Here is a 25984-nt window from a genome sequence, read left to right on the forward strand (position 1 = left end):
TTAATAAAAACAAAGAGTACTGGTAAGATTAATATAAAAACGCACCAGGAAATTTTATTGTACATTTTGATTATCACTTATAGTTTATGATAAATATGCCTAGCAGGATAAAAAAAGCGCCTGCGAAAATTTTTGCATTGATATCTTCACCAAAGTAGGCTCCCAGTGCCATCAACTGTAACACAGCGAATGCCACCATTATGGGATATGCTTTAGACACAGATGCATATTTCAATGCAAACGAATATAAAACGAACCCGCAGCCATAGAGTACTATTGCAGGTAACTTATTGATTATTGGATTCTCAAATAGTCCTCTCTGAAACAATTGATGTGAATACTTTATTGCTACACTTGCCAGAGCGCTGAAAGTAGAGCTTAAGAATAAAAGTAAAAGGCTTAAAAAACTCATTGTAGAATTCCTGATGAAATCACAAAAATGACAAGAATCAATGCACCAATCATCCTGCTGGCATTGTCTTTCAATGCGAAAGCTACGGGATCGTCATGCATTTCATCACGCCAGGTTAGCAGCCATATGCGTGTTAGCCATATGAAGAGCAATGGTGAAATAAAATAGAGGAATTCATAGTTTTCTTTATCTGCAATCAACCTTACGCTTTCAATATATAAAGTAAAAACAAGAATCGAAATATAGCCTGAAGATACGCCTGCTGCGACCAGAATAGGTAAGTCCATCGGTGTATAACCACGACCAGCAAGTTTAACGTTATCTTCTTTGGCACATCTTAATTCTACAACCCTTTTTATGATGGCAAGGCTAAAGAAAATAAACATCGAAAAGCTGATTAACCAGTTCGATAATATAATGTTTGTTGCTGCGCCGCCCGCAAGAATTCTGATCGAATAAAGAAGTGAAAGTGTAGCGACGTCAAATACCATTTTCCTTTTTAGCCAGAAGGAATACAGTAAGGTCAATATATAATAAATGGCTAATGTGCCTGTAAATTCTACAGGTAAAAATAAGCATAACAGTGCCGAGGCCAAAAGTAATACAACCGTCATTATCGCTCCACTAATGAGCGAGATTTTACCTGAGGCCAGTGGACGAAATTTTTTCTTTACATGTTTTCTGTCTGCTTCAAGATCAAGTAAATCATTCAGGATGTAAACGCTTGATGCGCAAAGTGAAAAAGCAAAAAAAGCCAGGATGCTTTTATTCAGGCTTATAAAGTCTGTAAACTGATGCGCAGCAATAAATGGAACAAAAATGAGCATGTTTTTTGCCCATTGATGTATCCGCAGCTGCTTTAACCAGACTTTTGGAGTGGCTTTAGGTGAGTCAATCTTAACCACAACGGGAGCGCTGACTTTTTTAACAAACTTACCAGGTAAATCTACAATGAGCGCATTTCTGGCTTTATCCCACACTTTCAAATCATCATTTGAATTACCGATATAATCAAATTTTTTCTCGCCAATTTCCGTGGCCAGCTTCTGTGCTTTTTTACCTGATGAGAGGTTAACTGAATTGTCGCTCGATAGAACTTGATCAAATAAGCCCACATGGTCGGCTACCGCAGTGGCAATTTTCTTATTAGCCGCGGTGCAGAGCCATATTTCCCGTCCTTTCTTTTTTTCTTCTTCGATAAGACTTAATACTTCTTCATTATATGGCAACAAAGACGCATTCAACTCAACCTTCTCAGCAATCTTGTGTTTTAGTTGAGCTTTACCCTTGAGTAGCCACAAAAACAAAAAGAGAATGTTAAAAGGATTCTTTTTAACTAATAACAAGGCAGATTCTACGAGAGTATCGGTGCGCACCAATGTCCCATCTAAATCCACACAAAGTGGGCAATCTCTATTTTCCATGAATACATTTTTTAGCTAGGTTGTGTAAGGATATAGTAACATTTTTATAAGTTTCTTCTCAATCTTACTTGTTTACACCACCAGCAACTCCCCCTTACGTCCCGCATTCTCCCCCGCCAGCCTCACCACCAGCATTCCAGCCGTGACAAACTTGGTCAGGTTCCTTGCATACAGCACGCCGCCAAACTCAGCCACCAGCGGTGTCACGTAGTCATTGATCGGGTCGACAACCTCCGCCACCACTTCGCCCGCTTTAATCCACTCGCCTAATTTTCTGCGGTTCAGCAGCAGTCCGGAGTGTGGCGCGTGGATGTACTCACAGCCCGCCAGTTGAGTTGGCGCATGGATCAGGGCAGGGGAGTCTCCGGTTTCTCCGGCAATATATCCCCCTTCAATCAGCGCGTTGATAATCGCATCCGCATCTTTCTCCGCCTGTTCCGGCGATACATCGGCTACGCCGCGCAGTTCCAGCGTCACCGGCAGCAGGCCGCGCGGCATGGGGTAGTCTTTGCCAAAACGCTCAGCCAGCGTCAGCCAGGGTTCGCAGCAGGCTTCATCAAAAGGCTCACCGCCGGAGATCTGCGCCAGTAGCTGCACTTCACTGCCAAGCCAGCGCGCCAGCGGCTCAATCTCCGGCCAGGCGTGCGGTGTGGTGTAAAGATGCGGCAAGGCATCCCAGTCGCAGTGCAGATCAATCATCAGGTCTGCCTGGCTGGCCATGCGCATCAGGGTGAAGCGCTGGGCCTCCAGTTCGCTTTTGGCAATGCGGTCGCGGTAGTGACGATCGATGGCGTCGCGAATCAGTCGTTTGTTTTCATATTCACTCTGTGTCAGCGATCCCGCCAGTTCAGCCGCCAGCGTATCGCCCAGCGCCGGGAAGCGACGGTTAAAATCCTGACCAGAAAGAGTATGAAAACGTCCGAGGTGAGTGCCGTGCCAGTGCTGACCCAGCGCGAGCGGATTCGCGACCGGCACCAAAGTGACTTTGGCTTTTAGCTTGCCCGCCGACTCCAGCGCCAGCAGCTTCTGCTTGAGATACCACGCCACCGCCATGCCCGGCAGTTCATCGCCGTGCAGCGCCGCCTGAATATACACCCGCTGCTGTGAGTCGGTGCCGAAGTGGAAGCTGACAATTTCCCGCTGGGTGCCCAGCGTCGCGCTTAACAAAGGATGATGTTGTTGTTGCATAACGCTGTCGATGTCCTGTGTCTGGGGCACGCTCGTGGCCGCGCCGCATGAAATTGATGAAGGGAATTATAGTTCTGCTGGAAAAAGGGCGGCAAATGCGCCGCCCCATCGATCACGGCTTAATAGAGATATCCGTCGCAAAATACTTCTTCTGCAAGGTATCAAAGGTACCGTTCTTTTTGATTTCCGCGAAGGCATTGTCCAGCGCGGTTTTTAATTCGGTGTCGCCTTTGCGCAGGCCGATGGCGGTGCCGGGGCCGATAATCGGATCCTGCACAATCGGGCCAGCCAGCTCGAAATCTTTGCCCTGCGGATGCTTCAGGAAGCCATTTGCGGCCTGTGCGGCATCGGTGAACACCACGTCAAGGCGTCCGGAAATCAGGTCACTCTCAACCTGTGCCTGATCGCCATACGGCACCACGTTCACGCCGTGCGGCTGCCATTTTGCCAGCGCGTAGCGCTCCTGCACGGTGCCCTGTTCCACGCCCACGGTTTTGCCTTTCAGCGATTCCGCAGTGGGCAGCAGGCCGGAGCCTTTACGCGCAATCAGCTGGGTGTGGGTGTCATACAGCGGCACGGTGAAGTCGATCTGCTTCAGACGCTCTTCGGTGATACCCATATCCGACAGAATGGCGTCAAACTTACGCGCCTTCAGCGCCGGGATCATGCCGTCGAACTGGCTCTCGACCCACACGCATTTGGCCTGCATCTGCGCGCACAGCGCATTGCCAAGGTCGATGTCAAACCCGACCAGCTTGCCCTGCGGCGTTTTGGATTCAAAAGGGGGATAGGTAGGATCAACGGCGAAACGCACCTGATCGATTTTTGCCTGAGCGCCGAACGCGCAGCCTGCCAGCACAGCCAGTGCCAGCGTCTGGCGCAGACGGGCGGTAAAACGGGAACTTGCCATAGTTGCGGTCTTCTTTTGTCGTGATGATAAGTCATCGAGAGTACCGCTCAGCGTGGTGTATGGCAATTAGAGTATTATTTTCATCACGTTACCATTATGCAGTGCGCGGTAATCCTCCACCTGCAGTACCACCGACTTCTCCAGCAGCCCGGCGTTAAAGGCAATTTCGTCGTAGCGCTCGAACAGCAGCGGGTCGACCACCAGCTGTAAATCCGCATGAAAGCTAAACGGCGGAATCGCGCCAAACACGCAGCCGGTCAGCGCATCCACCTCAGCCGGCGAGGCCAGCGAGGCGCGACGGCCACCCACGGCGGCTGCCACTTTACTCAGGTCAGCCTGCTGGTCGGCTGGCAGCACCGCCAGCACATGCTGTTTGATGCCGTTGCCCTTGACGTGACACACCAGCGCTTTGGCACCTTGTCCCACTTCCGTGCCACGAATCGCGGCCACGGCTTCACACTTTCCGGTCGCTTCATGCTCCATGAGTCGGTAACGGGCGTTATGCTGATCGAGCAGGGCCAGCAGTTTTTCATGCGTGGTCATGGGGGTTTCCATTCTGATGAAGCGCAATTGATCGCACTCTTTTGCGAAGTATGCTGCTCAAAATCGAGCCAGAAAGCCCGTTTTAAGCAGCATGGCGCACAATCGTTACTTATGGCGTGCGCGCAGGTTGTTGATGATGGTGCTGAGGTCCAGCTCCTGATCCTGCAGCAGCACCAGCAGATGGTACAGCAGGTCGGAGGCTTCGTTAGTCAGTTCGTGGCGGTCATTGACGGTAGCGGCCAGCGCGGTCTCAACACCTTCTTCTCCCACCTTCTGTGCAATGCGCTTGGTGCCGCTGGCGTACAGCTTCGCCGTATAGGAGCTGGCCGGATCGGCGCTTTTACGCGAGGCCAGCAGCTGCTCCAGCTGATACAGGAACGTCCAGTCCGGTGCGGCAGGCGAAAAGCAGCTCGAGGTACCGAGATGGCAGGTGGGGCCAATCGGATTGGCCAGCACCAGCAGTGTGTCGTTATCGCAATCCGGCGTGATGCTGACCACTTTGAGGAAGTGGCCCGACGTTTCGCCTTTGGTCCATAAACGGTTTTTGGTGCGGGAGAAGAAGGTGACGTTGCCGTCGGCCAGCGTCTTGTGCAGCGCGTCCTCGTTCATATAACCGTGCATCAGCACTTCGCCGGAGACGTTGTGCTGGACGATGACGGGCATCATGCCCGCGGTTTTGGCCCAGTCCAGTCTGGCCAGTTGTTCTGCAGTTAACACGCGCGAATCTCCACACCGTTGTCGATCAGGAAGTTTTTCAACTCGCCGATATTGATAATTTGTTTGTGAAACACCGAAGCCGCCAGCGCGCCGTCGACGTTTGCCTGCTCGAAGGCTTCGAGGAAGTGCGCCATGGTTCCTGCACCGCCGGAAGCGATCAGCGGCACCTTACACACGTCACGCACCTTCTTCAGCTGCACCAGGTCGTAGCCGTTACGCACGCCGTCCTGGTTCATCATATTCAGTACGATCTCGCCGGCGCCCAGCTTCTGCACTTCCTCTACCCAGTCCAGCGTTTCCCATTGGGTGACGCGGGTGCGCGCTTCGTCGCCGGTATACTGATTGACGTGATACTTGCCGCTGGCTTCATCAAACCAGGTATCGATGCCGACCACGATGCACTGCACGCCGAAGCGGTCCGCCAGCCGGGTAATCAGCGTCGGATCGGCCAGCGCGGGTGAGTTGATGGAGATCTTATCTGCGCCAAACTGCAGAATGCGCGCCGCATCTTCCGGGGTTTTAATGCCCCCGGCGACGCAGAACGGAATATCGATCACTTCCGCCACGCGCGATACCCAGCTTTTATCTACCACGCGGCCGTCGGAAGAGGCGGTGATATCGTAAAACACCAGTTCGTCAGCGCCTTCCTGGGCATAGCGCTGCGCCAGCGGAACGATGTCGCCAATGATTTCGTGGTTGCGGAACTGCACGCCTTTCACTACTTGCCCGTCACGCACGTCCAGACAGGGGATTATCCGTTTTGCCAGCATGCAATTGCCTCCGCTACCGTAAATTTATCTTCCAGCAGGGCGCGACCGACAATCACACCCTGTGCACCGCTGCCGCGCAGGGCAGCGATATCGTCCAGTGAACCGATGCCGCCGGAAGACTGGAACGCGATGTCCGGAAACGCCTGGGTTACTTCCTGATACAGCGCCACATTGGAACCGCTCAGCGTGCCGTCGCGCGAAATATCGGTGCACAGCACATGTTTCAGGCCCACCGGCTGGTACCAGCCAATCACCTCTTCCAGCGTCACGCCTGCCGCTTCCTGCCAGCCGCTGATCGCCACTTCTTTGCGATTGCTGGCGTCAATGCGCACGTCAAGCGCCAGCACAATGGCGTCGGCACCGAATTCGCTGAACCAGCTTTTCACTTCTTCCGGCTGCTTGACTGCGGTGGAGCCAACCACCACGCGCGTGGCGCCGGCTGCCAGCAGGGCGGCCACATCGTCACGATGACGAATACCGCCGCCAACCTGCACCGGCACGCTGACGCCGCGTAAAAGCGCGGTTAGCAGCGGGATCTGGCGCTTTGCCGGATCTTTCGCCCCGGTCAAATCCACCAGATGTAACACTTCCGCGCCCTGGCGTTCATAATCCTGCAGGCGCGGCAGGGGATCGTTGCCGTAATCGCGCTGCTGGCCGTAGTCGCCCTGATGCAGGCGCACCACTTTGCCGTCGATCAAATCTAATGCGGGGATAATCATCACATCTCCAGGAAGTTTTTCAGCAGCTGCGCGCCGGCTTTACCCGAGCGCTCCGGGTGGAACTGCACGCCGAAGAAGTTATCTTTCTGCAGGGCAGCGGTGAATGGCAGGCCATAGTCGCACTGGGCGATGGTGGCGGCATTCACCGGCATGGCGTAGCTGTGCACAAAGTAGAAGTAGCTGCCGTCCGGAATGTTGCGGAACAGGTGATTGCCGGCCTGCGCGGTGATCTGGTTCCAGCCCATATGCGGCAGCGGTAAACCCTGGGTATCCATCAGCGATACCGGCTCATCAACGATGCCCAGCGTGCTGACGCCGCCGTTCTCATCGCTGCCGCGTCCGAGCAGTTGCATACCGAGACAGATGCCGAGCACCGGCTGAGTGCAGGCTTTCACCAGCTCGATCAGATCGCGCTCCTGCAGCTGGTCCATCGCCGCCCGCGCAGTACCGACGCCGGGCAGAAACAGTTTGTCGGCGCGCAGTACCACGTCCGGATCGCGGCTCACTGCGGGCGTGTAGCCGAGGCGTTCAATCGCCCACTTAACCGAAGAGAGGTTGGCGCAGCCGGTATCAAGAATCACCACGTTCATTACAGCACTCCTTTCGAGCTCGGCAGGGTGTTGCCCTCAACGCGAATCGCCTGACGCAGCGTGCGGCCAAAGGCTTTGAACAGGCTTTCCACGCGGTGATGATCGTTGCGGCCTTTGGTTTTCAGGTGCAGCGTGCTCATCATGGCGTACGACAGCGAGCGGAAGAAGTGCTCGACCATTTCGGTGCTCAGGTCGCCAACGCGCTGATAGCTGAACTCGGCTTTGTATTCGAGGTGCGGACGGCCGGAGATATCCAGCGCACAGCGCGCCAGGCACTCATCCATTGGCAGCACGAAGCCGAAGCGGCCGATGCCGCGCTTGTCGCCCAGCGCCTTCAGCAGCGCTTCGCCCAGCGCCAGGCCGGTGTCTTCTACCGTGTGGTGATCGTCGATATACAGGTCACCTTTCACCTCGATGTTCATGCGGAAGCCGCCGTGCACGGCGATCTGATCCAGCATGTGATCAAAGAAGCCGACGCCGGTGTTGATTTTGCTGCCGCCTTCGCGATCCAGCCACACTTCCACTTTAATCTGTGTCTCTTTGGTGTTGCGGTTCACCAGCGCGTGACGATCGCGTTTGGTCAGGCGCGCCTGAATCGCGTCCCAGTCTTCGCCTTCCGCACCGTAGCGCAGGCCCTGAATGCCCATGTTCTGCGCCAGCTGGATGTCGGTCAGACGGTCGCCAATCACATAGCTGTTGGCGGTATCCAGCGCCCCGTCGGCCAGCCAGGCTTCGACCATTTTGGTCTTTGGCTTGCGGCAGTCGCAGTTCTCTTCTGGCAGATGCGGGCAGATCAGGATGTCGCTGAAGTTCACGCCCTGTGAGCGCAGGATCTGCATCATCAGGTTGTGCGGGCCGTCAAAATCGGCCTGCGGGAAACGTTCAGTGCCGAGGCCGTCCTGGTTGGTGATCATCACCAGCTGATAACCCGCTTCCTGCAGCGCCAGCAGGGCCGGGATGGCGTTCTTCTCAAACGCCAGCTTCTCCATACGGTCCACCTGAAAATCCGTCGGCGGCTCAGAGATGAGGGTGCCATCGCGGTCGATAAAAAGGATCTTCTGACTCATGCTTGCTCCACAGATAAGGCTTGCAGCGCGGCGATCAGGCGCTCGCACTCTTCACGGGTGCCGATGGAGATGCGCAGACATCCCGCCAGGCCAGGGTTTTTGTTTTGGTCGCGCAGAATAATGCCCTGATCCCACAGCGTTTTAAACACTTTTGGCGAGTCGGTGAAGCGCGCCAGAATATAGTTGGTTTCGCTCGGGAAGACCTGCTGCACTACGCTCAGCTGCGGCAGCTGTTCGCACAGCCAGGCGCGGTTGTCGTTAAGCTGCTGCGCGTGCTGACGCATCAGCGCGATGCCTTGCTCGCTCAGCGCCTGCGCCGCCACGTCGGCCACCGGCGTCGCCAGCGGGTAAGGTGCAATCACCTTCAGCAGCAGACCGATCACCGGCTTGTTGGCCAGCGTAAAGCCGCAGCGCAGGCCAGCCAGCGCAAAGGCTTTCGACAACGTACGCAGAATCACCAGGTGCGGGAACTCCTGCAGCCAGCCGGCCAGCGTTGCTTGCGGGCAGAACTCAATATAGGCTTCGTCGGCCACCACCAGCGCTTTGCCGGCGGTCATCGCCAGCAGCTGGCGGATGTCATCCTGATCAATCAGATTGCCGGTCGGGTTATTCGGGCTGCACATGTACACCACTTTCACGCCGTCCAGCTGGTCCGCGATGGCGGGCAGGTTGAGCTGCCAGTTGTCCAGTGCCGGCACCGTGCGGTACTCAATACCGATGGTTTCGGCGCTGACGCTGTACATGCCGTAAGTTGGCGGACAAAACAGAATGGCGTCTTTGCCCGGTTCGCAGAAGGCGCGCATCAGCAGCTCAATCCCTTCATCCGCCCCGCGGCTCACCAGCACCTGCTCCGGCTGAACGCCGGCATAGGCGGCGTAGCGCGAAATGACTAATTTGGGCTGGCACTCCGGATAGCGGTTCAGCGTCTGCTGCGATAGCTCAAACGGCACCGGCAGCGGAAATTCGTTCGCATTCAGCCATACGTCACCGTTGCCACCGAGGCGACGAGCAGACTGATAGGGCGTCAGCGCGCGCACGTTGGCGCGGGCTAAATCTTCAACGTTGTTGCTCATGCTTGCTCCTTCAGGGCGGCGACGCGCAGGGTCACGGCATTTTTGTGCGCGTCCAGCTGTTCCGCGGCGGCGAGGGTTTCAATGGTGGCGGCGAGGTTGAGGAAGCCCTGCGGCGTCAGCTCCTGTACCGTCATGCGTTTCTGGAAATCGGCCAGCCCAAGGCTGGAGCAGGTCGCGGTGTAGCCATAGGTCGGCAGCACGTGATTGGTGCCGGAGGCATAATCACCGGCGGATTCCGGCGACCAGTCGCCGAGGAATACCGAACCGGCGCTGGTGATCTCCTCAACCAGCGCGCGCGGCTGGCGCGTCTGGATAATCAGGTGCTCCGGGCCGTACTGATTGGAGATTTCCACGCACTGCGCCAGATCCTGCGCTACGATCAGGCGGCTGCTCTCCAGCGCCTGACGGGCCGTAGCGGCACGCGGCAGCTGCGCCAGCTGTTGTTCAACCGCCAGCGCCACGCCTTCTGCCAGCTGTAGTGAAGGCGTCAGCAGGATCACCTGGGAATCCGGACCGTGTTCGGCCTGCGACAGCAAATCTGAGGCGACAAACGCCGGCGTCGCGCCTTCGTCGGCAATCACCAGCACTTCAGACGGACCGGCAGGCATGTCGATCGCTGCGCCGTCGAGACGCTGGCTGACCTGGCGTTTTGCTTCGGTCACGTACGCGTTGCCCGGGCCAAAAATCTTGTCTACTTTCGGCACGCTTTCTGTGCCGAAGGCGAGGGCAGCAATCGCCTGCGCGCCGCCGACCTGAAACACTTCCTGCACGCCGCATAGCTGCGCCGCGTAGAGAATTTCATCGGCAATTGGCGGCGGCGAGCACAGCACCACGCGGCCGCAGCCGGCAATGCGTGCCGGCGTTGCCAGCATCAGCACGGTGGAGAACAGCGGCGCGGAGCCGCCGGGAATGTACAGCCCGACCGACTTCACCGGACGGGTGATCTGCTGGCAGCGCACGCCCGGCTGGGTTTCCACGTCCACCGGCGGCAGAATCTGCGCATTGTGGAAGGTTTCGATATTCGCCATGGCGTCTGCCATCGCCTGTTTTAAGTTGTCGCTCAGCCGCTCGCCGGCAGCCTGCATCTCAGCGGCGGACACGCGCAGATTCTCCACCTGGGCTTTGTCGAAGCGCGCGCTGAACGCCCGCAGTGCCGCGTCGCCCTGCTGTTTAACCTGCACCAGCACGTCCTGCACGGTGGCGCTGATGCTGGCCGATGCCGAGATTGCCGGACGCTGCAGCAGCGCCTGCTGCTGTTCGGCACTGCACGCCTGCCAGTCGATAGGTTGCATGATTGCGCTCATCGGTTACTCCAGCATTTTTTCAATTGGCAGCACGAGGATCGAACTGGCGCCCAGCGCCTTCAGTTTTTCCATGGTTTCCCAGAACAGTGTTTCGCTGCTCACCATGTGCATCGCCACGCGGCTCACTTCACCGGCCAGCGGCAGCACGGTAGGGCGCTCGGCACCCGGCAGCAGGGCGATAACTTCTTCCAGCCGCTCGCTCGGCGCGTGCAGCATGATGTATTTGGATTCACGCGCTTTAATCACGCCCTGGATACGCGTCATCAGCGTATCTACCAGCTGCTGTTTCGCCGCTGGCAGTTCGCCGTCGCGCTGGATCAGCACCGCTTTAGAGCGGTAGATCACTTCAACTTCACGCAGGCCGTTAGCTTCCAGCGTGGCGCCGGTGGACACCAGGTCACAAATGGCATCGGCCAGACCGGCGCGCGGTGCCACTTCAACGGAGCCGTTCAGCAGGCAGGATTTAAACGCGATGCCTTGTTTATCGAGGTATTTCTTCAGCAGGTGCGGGTAAGAGGTGGCGATACGGGCATTATTCAGGCATTGCGGACCGGTGTACTCGGCATCGACTGGCATTGCCAGTGACAGGCGGCAACCGCCGAAATCGAGGCGGCGCAGCGTAAAGTAGCGCGGGTCTTCGCCCTGCGCGCGGCGCGTCAGCAGCTCCTCTTCCAGCACGTTTTCGCCAACGATACCGAGGTCGACCACGCCATCCATCACCAGGCCAGGGATATCGTCATCGCGCACGCGCAGGATGTCGATCGGCATGTTCTCCGCAAACGCAATCAGACGCTGCTGCTGAAGGTTAATTTTAATACCGCAGCGTGCCAGCAGTTCGCGTGATTCATCACTCAAACGGCCAGATTTCTGCATAGCTATGCGTAAACGGGTGTTATCTAACATGGTTCCTGTCCTCTTATTCAATCCTGTCTGAAGCGTATCGGGTTGCGTTCGCCCATAAAAAAACCCCCGGAAGATGATCTTCCGGGGGCTCTCTTTGCGCTCGCACCACTGGAAGATCCTAAACGTCTTCCAGCACACATCGCCTGAAAGACTAGTCAGGGTGATGGTGATGATGGTGGTTGAACTGAACGCGTGTCATAAAAAATTCCGTTGCTGAATGAGTATTCATTTGCGTGCTGATTAACCTAACGAAGATGGCGGCGCTTGGCAACCCTTTTTTAACGTCAGTTTTCGCAACCTTCGGCAACAGTTTGCGCTGGTCTGGCTGACGCGCTGGCACTAAGATGGGGTGTCTTAGCGCGGGAGAGCAGGAGTCGATATGAAAAAGGTCGCGATTGTAGGTCTGGGATGGCTGGGAATGCCGCTGGCGATGGCGCTGTCAGCGCGCGGCTGGCAGGTGACCGGCAGCAAAACCTCACCGGACGGCGTCGATGCGGCGCGCCGCTGTGGTATTGATGCGTTTCAGCTGGTGCTGTCACCGGAGCTGGAGTGTGAAGCAGACGATTTGGCCGCGCTGATGGCGGTGGATGCGCTGGTGGTGACGCTGCCCGCCAGCCGCACCGTGCAGGGCGGCGAAGATTACATGCAGGCGGTGCAGAACGTGGTCGATACCGCGCTGGCGAATAAAGTGCCGCGCATCATCTTTACCAGCTCTACCTCGGTATACGGCAGCGGCGACGGCGTGAGAAAAGAGAGCAGTGCGCTGCAGCCCGAGACGGTGGCAGGCAAAACGCTGGTAGAGCTGGAAAACTGGCTGCATGACCTGCCGGGCACCAGCGTAGATATCGTGCGTCTCGCCGGCCTGGTCGGCCCGAACCGCCATCCGGGGCGTTTCCTCGCCGGTAAAACCAACCTGGAAAACGGCGCGCACGCGGTGAACCTGGTGCATCTTGATGATGTGGTCGACGCGATTGTGCTGCTGCTGCAAACGCCAAAAGGCGGGCACGTTTACAATCTGTGCGCCCCGAAACATCCATCACGCGACAGCTTCTACCCGAGCGTGTCGAAGCAGTTAGGCCTGGTGCCACCGACGTTTGTTGCCGAGCCGGTGCGCGCCAGCGGCAAGGTGATTGACGGTTCGAAGATTTGTCACGAGCTGGGGTTTGAGTACAGCTACGATGACCCGATGAAGATGCCGCTGGAGTAGGGGGCGGTGCGGGGTTGCCCTCACCCTAACCCTCTCCCGCACGCGGGAGAGGGAACCGCCCTAGCGTTTATTTCGCTGGTTTCGTCACTTTGACAAACGGCAGCATTAACCTCAGACAGATGATCTCACGGCCATTCTCCTTCTCCATACAGATGAACGCACTGTCATTCTCCCTCTCTATGCAGATGAACGCACCATCCTTCTCCCTCTCCCCGTGGGAGAGGGCCGGGGTGAGGGCAGCAAACCGCACCCACCTAAACCCCCAGCCGATCCCTTAACGCATACCAGGCCGCGCCCATCGCCGTCAGTGGCACCTTAAAGCGTCTTCCGCCGGGAAACGGCAGGTGCGGCAGCTTCGCAAACGCATCAAACCGTTCTGCATGGCCGCGCAGCACTTCGGCGATCAGCTTGCCGGAGAGGTGCGTGCAGGTCACGCCATGTCCGCTATCGCCCTGCATAAAGAACACATTCTTCTCCAGCTGACCAAACTGCGGCATGCGCGACAGCGTGAGCAGGAAGTTACCGCTCCAGCGATGGCTGATCTTCACGTCGCGCAACTGCGGAAAGGTGCGCAGCAGCTTGGGCCGGATCAACGCCTCGATGTCTTCCGGTTCGCGCGCCCCATACACCACGCCGCCGCCGTACAGCAGGCGGTTGTCGGCAGTCAGGCGGAAGTAATCCAGCAGGTAATTGCAATCTTCCACACAGTGGTTATTTGGCATCAGCCCCAGCGCCTGATCGCGGCTCAGCGGCTCAGTGGTGACAATCTGCGAGCCGCACGGCATGCTTTTGCGCCCCAGCCGCGGTTCCAGTTGCGATGGCAGATAGGCGTTGCCGGCAAAAATCACAAAGGTGGCACTGACTTCACCCTGCGCGGTTTTGACCCGGTTGGGTGCGCCGTAGGTCACTGCCAGCGCCGCCGACTGCTCATAAATACGGCCGCCGTGCCGGCGAATTGCCTCGGCTTCACCTAACGCCAGATTGAGCGGATGCAGATGACCGCCGCGCCGGTCCAGCAGGCCGCCGACGTAACGGTCGGTGGCCACTTCACGGCGGATACCGCGCTCGTCCAGCAGCTCCAGATCGCTGTTGCCGTAACGTGCCCAGCTGGCCTGCTGGCTGCGCAGATGCCCCATCTGGCGCTGGTTGAGGGCTGCGAAAATGCCGCCGGGACGATAGTCGCAGGCGATGGCGTAACGATCGATACGGTCGCGGATAATCTCCGCCCCTTCGAACATCATGCTGCCCAGCATCTGCGCAGTCTGTTTGCCGTAGCGCTGCTCAATGACATCGACATCGCGGCTGTAAGAATTCACCACCTGGCCGCCGTTGCGGCCGCTGGCGCCAAAGCCGACGCGGGCCGCTTCCAGCACCACCACATCGTAACCGGCTTCGGTGAGAAACAGCGCGGAAGAGAGCCCGGTAAACCCGCCGCCGATGATGCAGACGTCACACTGAATGCTCTCCTGCAGCTGCGGCCACGGCGCGTGCGCATTGGCGGTCGCGGCGTAATAACTTTGCACGTGGTGCATCATAACCTCCTGTAGCGCGTGAACTCAGAAATTGGCGGGCGTATGCGCGCTGACAATGCGACACGGCTGATCTGACGTATTGGTAAAACTGTGCGGCAAACCGGTATCAATCACGTAGCTTTCGCCGCGGTTAAGGTGATAACTCTGACCGTTCACCACCAGGGTGATTTCCCCCTCCAGCACCGTGCCGGTCTCTTCTCCGGGATGGCGCAGCTTTTCACCGGTGCTGGCCCCCGGCTCGTAGCGCTCCAGCAGCATGGCCAGCGCGCGCTTCGCCGCACCGTTATCAATCAGCTGTAAAGAAACACCGAGGCTGCCGATCTCAACGCAATCATCCGGCCGTACGATGATGCGCGGCGTGGCATTCACTTTCGGCTCCGAGAAAAACTCCGACAGCGACAGCCCATACACTTTGAGTAGCTTTTGTAACGTGCTGACTGCCGGGCTGACTTTATCCTGCTCAATGGTACTGATGGCGCTGTGTGTTAAACCTGACAACTCAGCGACGCGACGCTGAGACAATCCCAACTCCTGCCGGATTTGCGATAAGCGTTGTCCGGGCGCCAGAGTGGCATCATTCATGGCTGCTTTTCCTTGTGATAACGTGCTGCGGCGTGGATAAAGGCCTCGAATAAACGGCGCGAGACCGGATCGCGAGCGGATTGCCACTCCGGATGCCATTGCACCGCCAGCGCAAACGGATGCTGGCGCAGGCTGACGGCTTCGATCAGGCCATCCGGCGCGCGGGCTTCAATGCGTAACTGCGGGCCAGGCTCGCGGATGCCCTGGCCGTGCAGCGAATTGACCGCGAACGCAGCAGCACTGCCCAGCAGCTGGCTCAGCAGGCCGTCGGGTTCGGGCTGCACCAGATGCGCCGGCGCGTACTGCTGCTCCAGCGGCTGACTGTCATCTTCGCGGTGCTCCTGAAACAGATGCGTCTGATGCAGCTGGCGATGCAGCGCGCCGCCGTTGGCAACCACCAGCTCCTGCAAACCGCGGCAGATGCCCAGCATTGGCATCTTTTTCCCGCTGGCGTGGGTGATAAGCGCAAAGGATAAGCGGTCACGCGACGGATCGGCATGCGCCTCATGACCCTCTTCACCGTAATGCCAGGGTTCAATATTGCTTGGGCTGCCGGTGAGCAAAATGCCGTCCAGCAGCGTCATACTGTTTTCTAATAGCTGCGGCGCGTGCATCAGCTGATGCGGTAAAGGCAGCGGCACGCCACCGGCGAGCACCACGGCGTCGAGGTATTTGTTATGCACGGTCTGCCCAACGTGGTTGCCGATGGGGTTCTGGCACATCACTACGCCAATCAAAGGCTTGTCAAAAATAATGCCCATTACGTCTCCACGCTGCTGTTCAATATTTTCGCCGATTTTGCGCGCCAAGTAGAAAAAGTGTGCAATATATTGTCAATCTAGCAACCGTCTGGTTGTTCTTCAAACAGAATTGTTACATTTGCACACCATTTGCGTTAGAGCTATGTTAGAGGTGTGGCTGTTATTTTGAGCATGTGCAAACCATCTTAAACGGTATAGGGCGGGTGGGAAGATGACGAACCTCGTGGAAGTAGAAGACTTCACGCGACACAGTGAAGAAAAACGAACCAGCGCGTTCCAGCTGGAGGTGAAAACCTGGCTGGAACGCCATCCGGAAACGCAGTATGTCGATATTCTGTTAAACGATCTCAACGGGGTATTTCGCGGTAAACGCATTCCCGTCTCCGCGTTAGCCAAGCTGGAAAAAGGGTGTTACTTTCCGGCCTCGGTTTTCGCCATGGACATTCTCGGCAACACCGTCGAGGAAGCCGGCCTCGGACAGGCGCTCGGCGAACCTGATAACCTCTGCATACCGGTCCCTGGGACCTTAATTCCTTCCGCCTCTGACCCGCAACGCATCGCCCAGCTGCTGCTGACCATGTGCGACCAAGATGGCACTCCCTTTGACGTTGAACCCCGAAACGTGCTGAACCGGCTGTGGCAACAGCTGCGCAATCGCGGTCTGTTTCCGGTGGTAGCGGTAGAGCTGGAGTTCTATCTGGTGGACAAAAAGCGCGATGCCGAAGGCTATATTCAGCCGCCGTGTGCGCCGGGTAGTGAAGAGCGCAACATGCAGAGTCAGGTGTATTCGCTGGATAATCTCGACCATTTCGCCGACGTACTGCGCGACATCGACGCGCTGGCGAAACTGCAAAATATCCCCGCCGACGGCGCGCTGGCGGAGGCCTCGCCGGGCCAGTTCGAAATCAACCTGCACCATACGCGCGATATCCTCAAAGCCTGCGACGACGCCATTCTGCTGAAGCGGCTGGTGCGTCAGGTGGCAGAAAACCACGGCATGACCGCCACCTTTATGGCCAAGCCGTATGAGGAGTATGCGGGCAGCGGCATGCACGTACACATCAGTATGCTGGATGCCGCCGACCACAACGCCTTTGCGCTGGATGATGGCAGCGATTCGCCGCTGCTGAAGCGGGCGCTGGCTGGCATGATCGATCTGATGCCGGCATCAATGGCGCTGCTGGCGCCCAACGTCAATGCGTTTCGTCGCTTCCTGCCGGAGGCGTTTGTGCCGCTGCAGGCGTCATGGGGGCACAACAACCGCACGGTGGCGCTGCGCATTCCCTGCGGCGATGTAGAAAACCATCGCGTCGAGTACCGTGTGGCGGGCGCCGATGCCAATCCGTATCTGGTGGTGTCAGCAATTATTGCCGGTATCTTGCACGGTCTGGATAATCAGCTACCCTTACCGCATCCGGTGAAGGGCAACGGTCACGAGGCGGAAGGGCTGGAACTGCCGATTCGCCAGAGCGATGCGCTGTATGAGTTTGAAAACAGCTATCCGCTGCAAAAGCTGCTCGGCGAGCGTTTCAGCGGCGTGTGGCACAGCTGCAAACAGTATGAACTGCGCGAGTTTGAACGGCTGATCACCGCCACGGAAATTGACTGGATGTTAAAGAACGCCTGACCGACAGAAGAATTGATCCAACATCTTGTGTCGATGGCCTAAGTTGGGGCAAAATACGCGCCCTGCAAAAGACAAAACATAACCGACGCTTATTACGTCGGTTATTTTTTTGCATGGTGCTTTCACTACATGAACGAGGCCGGACACGCATCCGGATAGATAGACACTGAAACACGCTTGTGCGTGAGATTTGAGGAACAAAGATGGGACTGTTTACAATTGCACCAGCGCAGGCTGGTTCTCGCTTCCGTGATGATTATGGCGCGGCGACAATCGCAAACACTAATATCACTTCTCACTGCAGCACATTGCGCAGTATCCCTGTGGTACAACTGAACTCAGTTGTTGCTGTAGGGGGCCTGAACAATGTCGCTTAATACCTCTGCCGCACCACAGCGTGCACATCTGAAAAAATCTCTGACTCTGATCCCGGTCGTCATGATGGGCCTGGCGTATATGCAGCCAATGACCCTGTTTGATACCTTTGGCATCGTGTCAGGCCTCACCGACGGTCACGTCGCCACCGCTTATGCTTTCGCGCTGATCGCGATACTGTTTACTGCCGTGAGCTACGGCAAGCTGGTACGCCGCTTCCCATCTGCGGGCTCCGCTTACACCTATGCTCAGAAGGCTATCAGTCCGCACGTCGGCTTTATGGTGGGCTGGTCATCACTGCTGGACTATCTGTTCATGCCGATGATCAACATCCTGCTGGCGAAAAGCTACTTTGAGTCGCTGGTGCCGGGCATTCCGTCGTGGATTTTCGTGGTGCTGCTGGTGGCGTTTATGACCATCTCCAACCTGCGTGGGATCAAAACTGTGGCCAACTTCAACAGCGTCATTGTGGTGCTGCAGGTAGTGGTGATGGCAGTGATCACCGGTATGGTGGTGTATGGTGTGGCACACGGTATTGGCGCCGGTACGCTGACCAGCACTAAGCCGTTCTGGTCTGAAAATGCGCAGGTGGTACCGATGATTACCGGTGCGACCATTCTGTGCTTCTCGTTCCTTGGCTTTGACGGTATCAGTTCGCTGTCGGAAGAGACCAAAGACGCCGAGCGCACCATTCCACGCGCGATTTTCCTCACCGCGCTGATTGGTGGGGTGATCTTTATTGGCGTCTCTTACTTCCTGCAGCTGTACTTCCCGGACATCTCACGTTTCCAGAATCCGGACTCATCACAGCCGGAAATCATGCTGTTCGTGGCGGGTAAAGCGCTGCAGATCGGCATTCTGATTTTCTCCGTGGTGACGGTGCTGGCCAGCGGCATGGCGGCACACGCTGGCGTTTCGCGTCTGATGTACGTGATGGGCCGTGACGGCGTGTTCCCGCAGCGTTTCTTTGGCTTCGTGCATCCGAAATTCCGCACGCCGTCGCTGAACGTGCTGCTGGTTGGTGCGGTAGCGCTGCTGGCGATCAACTTCGACCTGGTTACCGCAACGGCGCTGATTAACTTCGGTGCGCTGGTGGCGTTCACCTTTGTTAACCTGTCGGTGATTGCCCAGTTCTGGATTCGTGAGAAGCGTAACAAGACGCTGAAAGACCACCTCAACTATCTGGTGCTGCCCATTATGGGTGCGCTGACGGTGGGTGCGCTGTGGATCAACCTGGAAGAGACCTCGATGGTGCTCGGCCTGGTGTGGGCGGCGATTGGTATTGTTTACCTGGCGTTTGTGACCCGCACGTTCCGCAATCCGGTACCGCAGTTTAGCGAAGAGGTGTAAGGCTTTCCCTCACCCTAACCCTCTCCCGCCCGCGGGAGAGGGAACCGTCCGAGCGTGAGTCAGGTATCAGCCCAGTAGCTGCACCAAAACGCACTATACCTCTCCCTCTCCCGTAGGAGAGTGCCGGGGTGAGGGCATCAGCCCGCACCATACCTCTCCCTCTCCCCGTGGGAGAGTACCGGGGTGAAGGCACCAGAACGCACTAGACCTCTCCCTCTCCCTGTGGGAGAGGGCCGGGGTGAGGGCATCAGCCCGCACCATACCTCCCCCTCTCCCCGCAGGAGAGGGCCGGGGTGAGGGCACCAAAACGCACTATACCTCTCCCTCTCCCCGTGGGAGAGGGCCGGGGTGAGGGCATCAGCCCGCACGAAACCCTGCTACGACACCAGCTCCTGCGCATACAAATACAGCGCCTTCAGCTGCGCCATCTTCTCTGCATCACCCTCATGTAAACTGGCCAGCGACTCCAGCTCCAGCAAAAACGCCTGTACCCGCTCCGCATTAAGCTGCTCGCGGCGATGCTGCAGCCAGCGCTGCTGCTCTTTGTCATCCAGCGTGCCGGGGAAGTTGCGGGCGCGATAGCGGAACAGCAGCTTCGCGATACGTTTATCCTCAAAGGTCAAATCCAGCGCCGGCAGGTTCTGCGGCGGCGTCTGGCGCAGGATGTTCATGCCGGCGCGATCGGCGTCGCTGAAGAAGCCGTCATACAGCTGCGCATCAACATCCTCCGACGGCGTGAACGGCTCCGCTTCGGCAAACAGCGTCACCACATTTTCCCGCACCTCGGCATGCTGGCGCAGCAGGGCGAGATTCGCCAGACAGTGCTGACGATCGATACCCAGTCGTTCGGCATCTTCCGGGCGTAATGTATTGGCCGGGGCCAGGACCGGGCACTTATTGATGTGCACCAGCTTGATCGGCACCGCCGGCAAATCGCCCAGATCGCTGTGCCGCGTATACAGCCGCGCACGCAGCTCGTCCGGCGATAGCGTCAGCAGCGGCGTCATGTCGCCGGCCAGATCGGCCACAATCAGCGCGTTTTTGTTATCCGGATGCCATGCCAGCGGCACAATCCAGCTGGTATTACCGCGCGCCGCGCCGAACATGCCGGAAACGTGCACCAGCGGCTTCATCTGCGGAATATCAATCAGCGTCATCAGTTTCTGCTTGTTGCGATGGGTAAACAGAAACTCAAACAGCTTCGGCTGTTTCTCCTGCACCAGCTTTGCCATCGCCAGCGTGGCGTACACATCGGACATCGCATCGTGCGCCTGTTCGTGTGCTACGCCGTTAGCCTGGGTGAGATGCTCCAGCTTAAAGCTCGGGAAACCGTCGTCGTTCTCCGGCCAGACGATGCCTTCCGGGCGCAGCGCATAGCAGGCGCGCATCACGTCGAGCAGATCCCAGCGCGAATTGCCGTTCTGCCAGCTCCAGCCATACGGGTCGATAAAGTTGCGGTAGAAGATATTGCGCGTCACTTCGTCATCGAAGCGCACGTTGTTGTAACCGATCACACAGGTCTGCGGTTCGCTGAACAGCGCGTGAATGCGCTGAGCAAACTCCACTTCCGGCACGCCGCGCGCGTTGGCCACCTGCGGCGTGATACCGGTGATCATTACCGCTTCCGGCTGCGGCAGGTAATCGTCCGCGAGCTGGCAGTAAAACACCTGCGGTTCGCCCACGGCGTTAAAGGCTTTGTCGGTGCGCAGGCCTGCAAATTGCGCCGGACGATCCAGCGACGGGCTTTTGCCGAAGGTTTCATAATCGTGGAACAGAAAAGTGAACTCAGAGGCGGGCACGGCGTTATCCTGGCTATGGAAAATCAACGCACAGAATAGTCGTCAGCCCGGTACAGCACAACCTCGATCGCCATCGCTGCGAGTGGGCGCGCAGCATTTGTCCGCGGTTCATACTTTTTTTCAATTTATTCAGATATCAAAGCGCTATTTGCCGTAAAACGTGCGGCGGTAAATTCATTTATTTGATGTTGAGGAAGAAGTGTTGAAAAGGCGTCTGTTGGTAACTGTATCTGGAATGATTGTTTGGGCATCGCTGGCGCACGCGGATGACAGCATGCCGTTTCCCCTGACGCCGCCGGCCATTGATGCCGCGTCCTGGGTGCTGATGGACGCCACCACCGGGCAGATCCTCACCGCAGGCAACCCGGATGCGGAGCGCAACCCGGCCAGCCTGACCAAACTGATGACCGGTTATGTCGTCGACCGCGCGGTCGATCAGAAGAAAATCACCCGTGACGATGTGGTCACGGTAGGTAAAGACGCGTGGGCCGCCGGCAATCCGGTGTTTAAAGGCTCGTCGCTGATGTTTCTTAAGCCGGGCGATAAAGTCACCGTGCGCGACCTGATGCGCGGCGTGATCATCGATTCCGGCAACGACGCCTGCGTGGCGCTGGCCGACTATGTGGCCGGCAGTCAGGAGAGCTTCGTCAACATGATGAACAGCTACGTGCAGAAGCTCGGTCTGACGCACACCCACTTCGAAACCGTGCACGGTCTTGATGCGCCGGGGCAGCACACCACCGCGCGCGATCTGGCGGTGCTGTCGCGCGCCATCATTAACGGTGAGCAGGATTTCTATGCCATGTATAGCGAGAAAACCCTCAGCTTCAATGGCATTACCCAGAACAACCGTAACGGCCTGCTGTGGGACCAGAATCTGCACGTTGACGGCATGAAAACCGGCCACACCGAGAGCGCCGGGTTTAACATCGTCGCCTCGAACATCGTCGGTCGCCATCGTCTGATTGCGGTGATCATGGGCGGGAAAAGTTCAAAGGGACGTGAAGAGCAGGCGCGTAAACTGCTGGTGTGGGGACAGAACAACTTCGACACCGTGCAGCTGTTCCACGCCGGGAAAAAGATCGGCAGCGAAAACGTCTGGTACGGCAACCCGCACAAAGTGGACGTCGGTACCACCGAAGATATCTATCTGTCACTGCCGCGCAGCGAAGTGTCGAACGTGATGGCGAAGTATGTGATCAATCGTAAAGACCTCGAAGCGCCACTCAAAGCCGGCGAGCAGGTGGGCGAAATTCAGGTGCTGGATAAAGACAAGCAACTGGCCAGCTATCCGCTGTACGCGCTGCAGTCGGTCGATGAAGCAGGCATCATCACGCGCATCAGCGATTACGTGAAACAGAAACTGTAAGCCGTCGGGCGATAAGCAAACACTGCGTTACATCCTTGTGTGTACTGAGAAAACAAGATGTAGCGCAGTTGTATTATTGCGCAAAAAGTTGCGCCAGCCCCTCAATGTTCGTGCTGTGCCAGGGTAACATAGCGCGCAAATTTTTATCGCACCCGGACCACCATGTTACGCGCTGACAAGCCCATCTCTCCGATTGAGTTCTGGTTTTACCGCCACTACCGCGCCGTGCACGGCGTACGCATCGCTATCGCCTTTGTGCTGTGTTTTCTGTTTGTCCGTCTCACCGATATTCCGGAAGGCACCTGGCCGCTGATCACGCTGGTGGTGGTGATGGGACCGATCTCCACCTGGGGCAATGTTTTGCCGCGCGTGGTGCAGCGTATCAGCGGTACCTTTGCCGGGCTGATATCAGGGCTGATCGCGCTGAAGCTGGAGCTGCTGTCACTGCCGCTGATGCTGGTGTGGTGCTTTATCGTGATGATCGTCTGCGGCTATCTGACGCTGGGCAAACACCCGTATATGGCACTGCTGATCGGCATCACGCTCGGCGTGGTGGTCGGCGCGCCGGCCGGCGATTTCACCGTGGCGCTGTGGCGCGGTGGCGATGTGATCCTCGGCTCGCTGATGGCTTTACTGTTCAGCGCCATCTGGGCGCAGCGCGCCTATACTCACTGGCGCATTCAGCTGTCGGACGCCTTTATCAACATGGCGAAGATTCATCACGCCGGCTTTTCTGCCAATCTGGTGGAGAAGCCGCGCCTCAATCCGCGCTTCCAGAAGCTGCTCACCAGCGTGATCAAAATGCGCGCGCTGCTGGAGCCGGCGAGCAAAGAGACGCGCATCCCTAAATCGGTGTTTGAAGCCATTCAGACCATTAACCGTAATATGGTTAACACCATGCAGATGCAGATTGAAGCCTGGTGGGCGTCGCGCGAAAGCCATCTGATTTTACTTAACGCGCCGACGCTGCGCCGCACGCAGCAGATGACCGAGAACACCCTGAACGCGCTGGCGGCGCTGATGGTGAAAGGCGAGACCGAACAGGTGATTGCCAACAGCCACGAGCTGGAAGCCATCACCCAGGAGCTGGAAGCGCTGATCGCCAACGGCAGCGCGCGGCTGGAGACCACCGCGATTTACGGTTACGTCTGGCTGAGTCTGGAGCAGGCGCGTCAGCTGGAGCGCATGACAGACCTGGTGCGTCTGGCGCTGCGCAAATAGTTTTCTCAGGCAATGACTTAGTGCGAATTGCCCTTTCTTTGCGCTAAGATAAGTGCCAGTCCGAATTTAGCGGTGAAAATTGCGAACCCGGCTTATAAGCCGCTAAGCTAAATGTCTTCCCGGTTTATGACTATTTTGCCTGCCGCGGCAGGCCACAAGAAAGGTGCCAACATGGAAAATGCCAAGCAATCATTTCAGGACGTACTGGAGTTTGTGCGTATGTTTCGTCGTAAAAACAAACTGCAGCGCGAAATTACGGACAACGAAAAGAAAATCCGTGATAACCAGAAACGTGTGTTGCTGCTGGACAACCTGAGCGAGTACATCAAACCTGGTATGAGCGTGGAAGCGATTCAGGAAATCATCGCCAGCATGCGCGTGGATTATGAAGATCGCGTAGATGAGTACATCATCAAAAACGCCGATCTGTCGAAAGAGCGTCGCGAGCTGTCGAAAAAGCTCAAAGCGATGGGCGAACCAAAAGGGCAGTAAGCTTCACGGGCCTGATAGCCGCGTTTTGCTCCAGGGTCGCCATTTATGGCGACCTTTTTAATGCCCGCGCCAGCTGCTGTAACTGCTGCGCAATCTCCGCCACATCCACCTGCTGCTGCAACGGCGCCGCCGTGGTGGCGCGCAGGACCAGCCCGGTCTCCAGCGGCTGACTGTCCGGCATCTCTCCCTCCAGCTGCGCCAGCAGACGATCGACGCTCACTGTGCCTAACTGCTGTAAATCCTGGCGCACCGTGGTCAGCGGTGGCTGATACCACGCGCTCTCCGCCGTATCGTCGTAACCGATGATCGACATCTCCGCCGGAATTCGTACGCCATGCTGATGCAGCGCGCGCATCGCGCCTAGCGCCATCTGGTCGTTGGCCACCAGCAGCGCCTGCGGCAGCTGGTCGGGCAGCCGGGTCAGCAGCGCCTGGTAGCCGGACGCTGCGCTCCAGTCGCCGCTCAGTACGCAGTCCGGCACCAGCTGATGACGCGCCAGCGCCTGTTGCCAGGCGCTAAATCGCACCCGCGCTGACGCGGAGCTGGCAGGCCCGTTCAGCACGCCAATCTGCCGGTGGCCGAGCGCCACCAGATGATCCACCGCCTGCTGCGCACCGCTGGTGCTTCGGTACTGACACTGCGCCACGGCCGCGCTGCGCTCCACATCCAGAAACAGCGTCGGTTTGCTGCCGCACTGCTGCTGAATCTGCGCCGCCTGCGCGGCATCCAGCGGCAGGTTGATCAGCAGAGCATCGACGCGCTGCGCCAGCAATTCATGCACCGTGTCCTGCGCGTGGCTGGTGGCATTGGCCATGGCGATCACCAGATGATAGCCCTGCGCCGCCGCGCGCTGCTGAATCGCCGAAGCAATCTGCGCCGGCGCCATCAGCGCCAGATCGCTGGTCGCCAGCCCGAGCGTGCGCGTGGCCTTGCCGGCCAGCTGCTGCGCGACCCGGTTTGGCACGTAGCTGAGCTGCTGCATCGCGGCTTCCACCCGCGCGCGGGTGCGGGGTGACACCTGCGCGGAATGGTTCAGCACCCGGGAAACCGTTTGATAGGAGACGCCAGCCAGCCGGGCGACATCGTCAAGCGTTACGGAACGCGCTGTCATTGATCCCTCCTGATGAGAATGCGGCGAGTGTAGCAAATTTTTCCCTGCCGTCGCGGTATTAAGGCGTTACACTGCCAGTGATAACGCAAGGAGAAAGTGATGCAGCTCAATGACCATCAAATTCAGGATATCAACACCATTGCCGCCTGGCTGGCGCTCGATCAGCTGCCAAAGGACGGTACGCTGGAGGTCGATTTAGCCATACTTGCCGGACATGCGGTGCTGCCAAACGTCGAAGCGGTGATTGCGCTGGCGAAGAAATATCAGCTGCCGTTGCTGATCAGCGGCGGCATCGGTCATTCAACCGCGCTGCTGGCCGCGATGATTGCCAGCCATCCGCTCTACCGCCAGATCGACACCGCCGGCAAGGGCGAAGCGCAGCTGCTGGGCGAGATGGCACGCGTGTTCGCTGAGCTGCCTGACGATCAGCTGCTGCTGGAAACCGCTTCACGCAACTGTGGCGAAAACGCCGCCCTGAGCCAGCGCCTGCTGGATGAGCAGCAGTGGCAGCCACAGCGCGTGCTGCTGGTGCAGGATCCGTTGATGCAGCGCCGCAGCTGGGAAACCTTCCGCTGGCAGTGGCGCGATCGCGAGCATGCGCCGGAATTCATCAGCTGGCCGGTGTTTGTGCCGCAGGTGATGATGGATGCGGGCATGCTGCGCATCGTTGGCGCGCCGCCGCAGGGGGTGTGGTCAGTGGAGCGTTTTCTGTCGCTGCTGATGGGCGAGGTGCAGCGCCTGCGTGACGACGCCAGCGGCTACGGCCCGAACGGCAAGGGGTTCTTCGGACACGTTGATGTACCCGACGCGGTCGAAGCAGCCTGGCAGCGCCTGATGCAGCTGCCCGGCGTGCAGTCGCGGCTGGGTTAAGCCGTTCCCCAGGATTGGGTGAATCCGATGGTTCCGGCGTGATATCGGTCGCCATGAATGGCGACCCT

26 protein-coding genes and 1 other annotated feature are annotated in these 25984 nt (G+C 57.8%); of the genes, 7 read left to right on the forward strand and 19 right to left on the reverse strand.

Annotated features, from left to right (window positions below; genetic code table 11):
* Positions 1–73: 73 nt before the first annotated feature.
* The 14 genes from F3J41_RS13460 to hisL all read right to left on the reverse strand — a co-directional run bounded on the left by F3J41_RS13460 (position 74) and on the right by hisL (position 11819).
* Positions 74–412: a hypothetical protein gene (locus F3J41_RS13460; RefSeq protein WP_166711519.1), complete on the reverse strand. Its 339-nt coding sequence runs from the start codon at positions 410–412 to the stop codon at positions 74–76.
* Complete coding sequence (locus tag F3J41_RS13465; RefSeq protein WP_166711521.1) at positions 409–1836, reverse strand: UbiA family prenyltransferase; 1428 nt, start codon at positions 1834–1836, stop codon at positions 409–411. The genes F3J41_RS13460 and F3J41_RS13465 overlap by 4 nt, the downstream gene beginning before the upstream one ends.
* 72 nt (positions 1837–1908) lie before the next feature.
* Positions 1909–3024 carry a succinylglutamate desuccinylase/aspartoacylase family protein gene (locus F3J41_RS13470; protein WP_166711523.1) on the reverse strand — a complete coding sequence of 372 codons (1116 nt, stop codon included), beginning with the start codon at positions 3022–3024 and terminating at the stop codon, positions 1909–1911.
* Positions 3025–3136: 112 nt separating this feature from the next.
* Positions 3137–3934, reverse strand: a complete 798-nt coding sequence (locus F3J41_RS13475; RefSeq protein WP_058782016.1) for an ABC transporter substrate-binding protein — start codon at positions 3932–3934, stop codon at positions 3137–3139.
* 66 nt (positions 3935–4000) lie between these two features.
* Entirely contained in the window at positions 4001–4477 is a 477-nt protein-coding gene (locus F3J41_RS13480; RefSeq protein WP_072209928.1) for a YbaK/prolyl-tRNA synthetase associated domain-containing protein, read from the reverse strand.
* A gap of 105 nt (positions 4478–4582) precedes the next feature.
* The gene (gene hisIE, locus F3J41_RS13485; protein ID WP_021509350.1) at positions 4583–5194 is read right to left on the reverse strand and encodes a bifunctional phosphoribosyl-AMP cyclohydrolase/phosphoribosyl-ATP diphosphatase HisIE; all 612 of its coding nucleotides are present in this window, start codon (positions 5192–5194) and stop codon (positions 4583–4585) included.
* Positions 5188–5964, reverse strand: coding sequence for an imidazole glycerol phosphate synthase subunit HisF (gene hisF / locus F3J41_RS13490; RefSeq protein WP_021509351.1), 777 nt, complete (start codon positions 5962–5964; stop codon positions 5188–5190). Before hisF ends, hisIE begins: the two co-directional genes overlap by 7 nt.
* A complete protein-coding gene (gene hisA, locus F3J41_RS13495) occupies positions 5946–6683 on the reverse strand; it encodes a 1-(5-phosphoribosyl)-5-[(5-phosphoribosylamino)methylideneamino]imidazole-4-carboxamide isomerase (protein ID WP_166711525.1) in 738 nt (245 codons plus the stop codon). The genes hisF and hisA overlap by 19 nt, the downstream gene beginning before the upstream one ends.
* Complete coding sequence (hisH, locus tag F3J41_RS13500) at positions 6683–7273, reverse strand: imidazole glycerol phosphate synthase subunit HisH (protein ID WP_021509353.1); 591 nt, start codon at positions 7271–7273, stop codon at positions 6683–6685. Before hisH ends, hisA begins: the two co-directional genes overlap by 1 nt.
* On the reverse strand, positions 7273–8340 hold the full coding sequence (gene hisB, locus F3J41_RS13505) for a bifunctional histidinol-phosphatase/imidazoleglycerol-phosphate dehydratase HisB (protein WP_021509354.1): 1068 nt from the start codon (positions 8338–8340) through the stop codon (positions 7273–7275). The genes hisH and hisB overlap by 1 nt, the downstream gene beginning before the upstream one ends.
* The gene (gene hisC / locus F3J41_RS13510; RefSeq protein ID WP_166711527.1) at positions 8337–9413 is read right to left on the reverse strand and encodes a histidinol-phosphate transaminase; all 1077 of its coding nucleotides are present in this window, start codon (positions 9411–9413) and stop codon (positions 8337–8339) included. Before hisC ends, hisB begins: the two co-directional genes overlap by 4 nt.
* Complete coding sequence (gene hisD, locus F3J41_RS13515; protein ID WP_058757315.1) at positions 9410–10717, reverse strand: histidinol dehydrogenase; 1308 nt, start codon at positions 10715–10717, stop codon at positions 9410–9412. Before hisD ends, hisC begins: the two co-directional genes overlap by 4 nt.
* A 3-nt stretch (positions 10718–10720) precedes the next feature.
* Positions 10721–11620, reverse strand: a complete 900-nt coding sequence (gene hisG / locus F3J41_RS13520) for an ATP phosphoribosyltransferase (protein ID WP_031280070.1) — start codon at positions 11618–11620, stop codon at positions 10721–10723.
* Between the two features lie 54 nt (positions 11621–11674).
* Positions 11675–11796: a sequence feature (His leader region), on the reverse strand.
* Positions 11772–11819, reverse strand: a complete 48-nt coding sequence (gene hisL, locus F3J41_RS13525) for a his operon leader peptide (RefSeq protein WP_100396937.1) — start codon at positions 11817–11819, stop codon at positions 11772–11774. It overlaps the preceding feature by 25 nt.
* A gap of 180 nt (positions 11820–11999) precedes the next feature.
* Between hisL and F3J41_RS13530 the strand changes: the two genes are divergently transcribed.
* The gene (locus F3J41_RS13530; protein WP_058757317.1) at positions 12000–12827 is read left to right on the forward strand and encodes an SDR family oxidoreductase; all 828 of its coding nucleotides are present in this window, start codon (positions 12000–12002) and stop codon (positions 12825–12827) included.
* 254 nt (positions 12828–13081) lie between these two features.
* Here F3J41_RS13530 and F3J41_RS13535 read toward each other — a convergent pair whose 3' ends face one another.
* The 3 genes from F3J41_RS13535 to puuD are packed head-to-tail and all read right to left on the reverse strand — an operon-like array spanning position 13082 to position 15702.
* The gene (locus F3J41_RS13535) at positions 13082–14362 is read right to left on the reverse strand and encodes an FAD-binding oxidoreductase (protein WP_058771096.1); all 1281 of its coding nucleotides are present in this window, start codon (positions 14360–14362) and stop codon (positions 13082–13084) included.
* 21 nt (positions 14363–14383) lie between these two features.
* Positions 14384–14941 carry an HTH-type transcriptional regulator PuuR gene (gene puuR / locus F3J41_RS13540; protein ID WP_166711529.1) on the reverse strand — a complete coding sequence of 186 codons (558 nt, stop codon included), beginning with the start codon at positions 14939–14941 and terminating at the stop codon, positions 14384–14386.
* A complete protein-coding gene (gene puuD / locus F3J41_RS13545; protein WP_166711531.1) occupies positions 14938–15702 on the reverse strand; it encodes a gamma-glutamyl-gamma-aminobutyrate hydrolase in 765 nt (254 codons plus the stop codon). Before puuD ends, puuR begins: the two co-directional genes overlap by 4 nt.
* Before the next feature lie 211 nt (positions 15703–15913).
* Between puuD and F3J41_RS13550 the strand changes: the two genes are divergently transcribed.
* Together F3J41_RS13550 and F3J41_RS13555 are read left to right on the forward strand one after the other, a co-directional pair.
* Positions 15914–17329, forward strand: coding sequence for a glutamine synthetase family protein (locus tag F3J41_RS13550; RefSeq protein WP_021509364.1), 1416 nt, complete (start codon positions 15914–15916; stop codon positions 17327–17329).
* Positions 17330–17695: 366 nt separating this feature from the next.
* A complete protein-coding gene (locus F3J41_RS13555) occupies positions 17696–19054 on the forward strand; it encodes an APC family permease (RefSeq protein WP_058757322.1) in 1359 nt (452 codons plus the stop codon).
* A 377-nt stretch (positions 19055–19431) separates the two neighbouring features.
* Here F3J41_RS13555 and sbcB read toward each other — a convergent pair whose 3' ends face one another.
* A complete protein-coding gene (gene sbcB, locus F3J41_RS13560) occupies positions 19432–20853 on the reverse strand; it encodes an exodeoxyribonuclease I (RefSeq protein WP_152390676.1) in 1422 nt (473 codons plus the stop codon).
* Between the two features lie 202 nt (positions 20854–21055).
* On the opposite strand from sbcB, the gene dacD reads away from it, so the two are divergent.
* From dacD to tmaR, 3 genes are all read left to right on the forward strand, one after another.
* Positions 21056–22222: a serine-type D-Ala-D-Ala carboxypeptidase DacD gene (dacD, locus tag F3J41_RS13565; protein ID WP_031280074.1), complete on the forward strand. Its 1167-nt coding sequence runs from the start codon at positions 21056–21058 to the stop codon at positions 22220–22222.
* Positions 22223–22384: 162 nt separating this feature from the next.
* On the forward strand, positions 22385–23443 hold the full coding sequence (locus tag F3J41_RS13570; protein ID WP_021509368.1) for an FUSC family protein: 1059 nt from the start codon (positions 22385–22387) through the stop codon (positions 23441–23443).
* A 171-nt stretch (positions 23444–23614) separates the two neighbouring features.
* Positions 23615–23935 (forward strand): PTS system regulator TmaR, encoded by a 321-nt coding sequence (gene tmaR / locus F3J41_RS13575; RefSeq protein ID WP_021509369.1) that lies wholly within the window; start codon positions 23615–23617, stop codon positions 23933–23935.
* Between the two features lie 43 nt (positions 23936–23978).
* On the opposite strand, the gene F3J41_RS13580 is transcribed toward tmaR, so the two are convergent.
* Positions 23979–25046 carry a LacI family DNA-binding transcriptional regulator gene (locus F3J41_RS13580; protein WP_166711533.1) on the reverse strand — a complete coding sequence of 356 codons (1068 nt, stop codon included), beginning with the start codon at positions 25044–25046 and terminating at the stop codon, positions 23979–23981.
* Positions 25047–25145: 99 nt separating this feature from the next.
* Here F3J41_RS13580 and F3J41_RS13585 point away from each other — a divergent pair, with 99 nt between their 5' ends.
* Positions 25146–25916: a YdcF family protein gene (locus F3J41_RS13585; protein ID WP_166711535.1), complete on the forward strand. Its 771-nt coding sequence runs from the start codon at positions 25146–25148 to the stop codon at positions 25914–25916.
* Positions 25917–25984 lie beyond the last annotated feature (68 nt).

It is taken from the genome of Pantoea sp. Ap-870 (genome assembly GCF_011752515.1).
Classification (GTDB): Bacteria; Pseudomonadota; Gammaproteobacteria; order Enterobacterales; family Enterobacteriaceae; genus Pantoea; species Pantoea dispersa.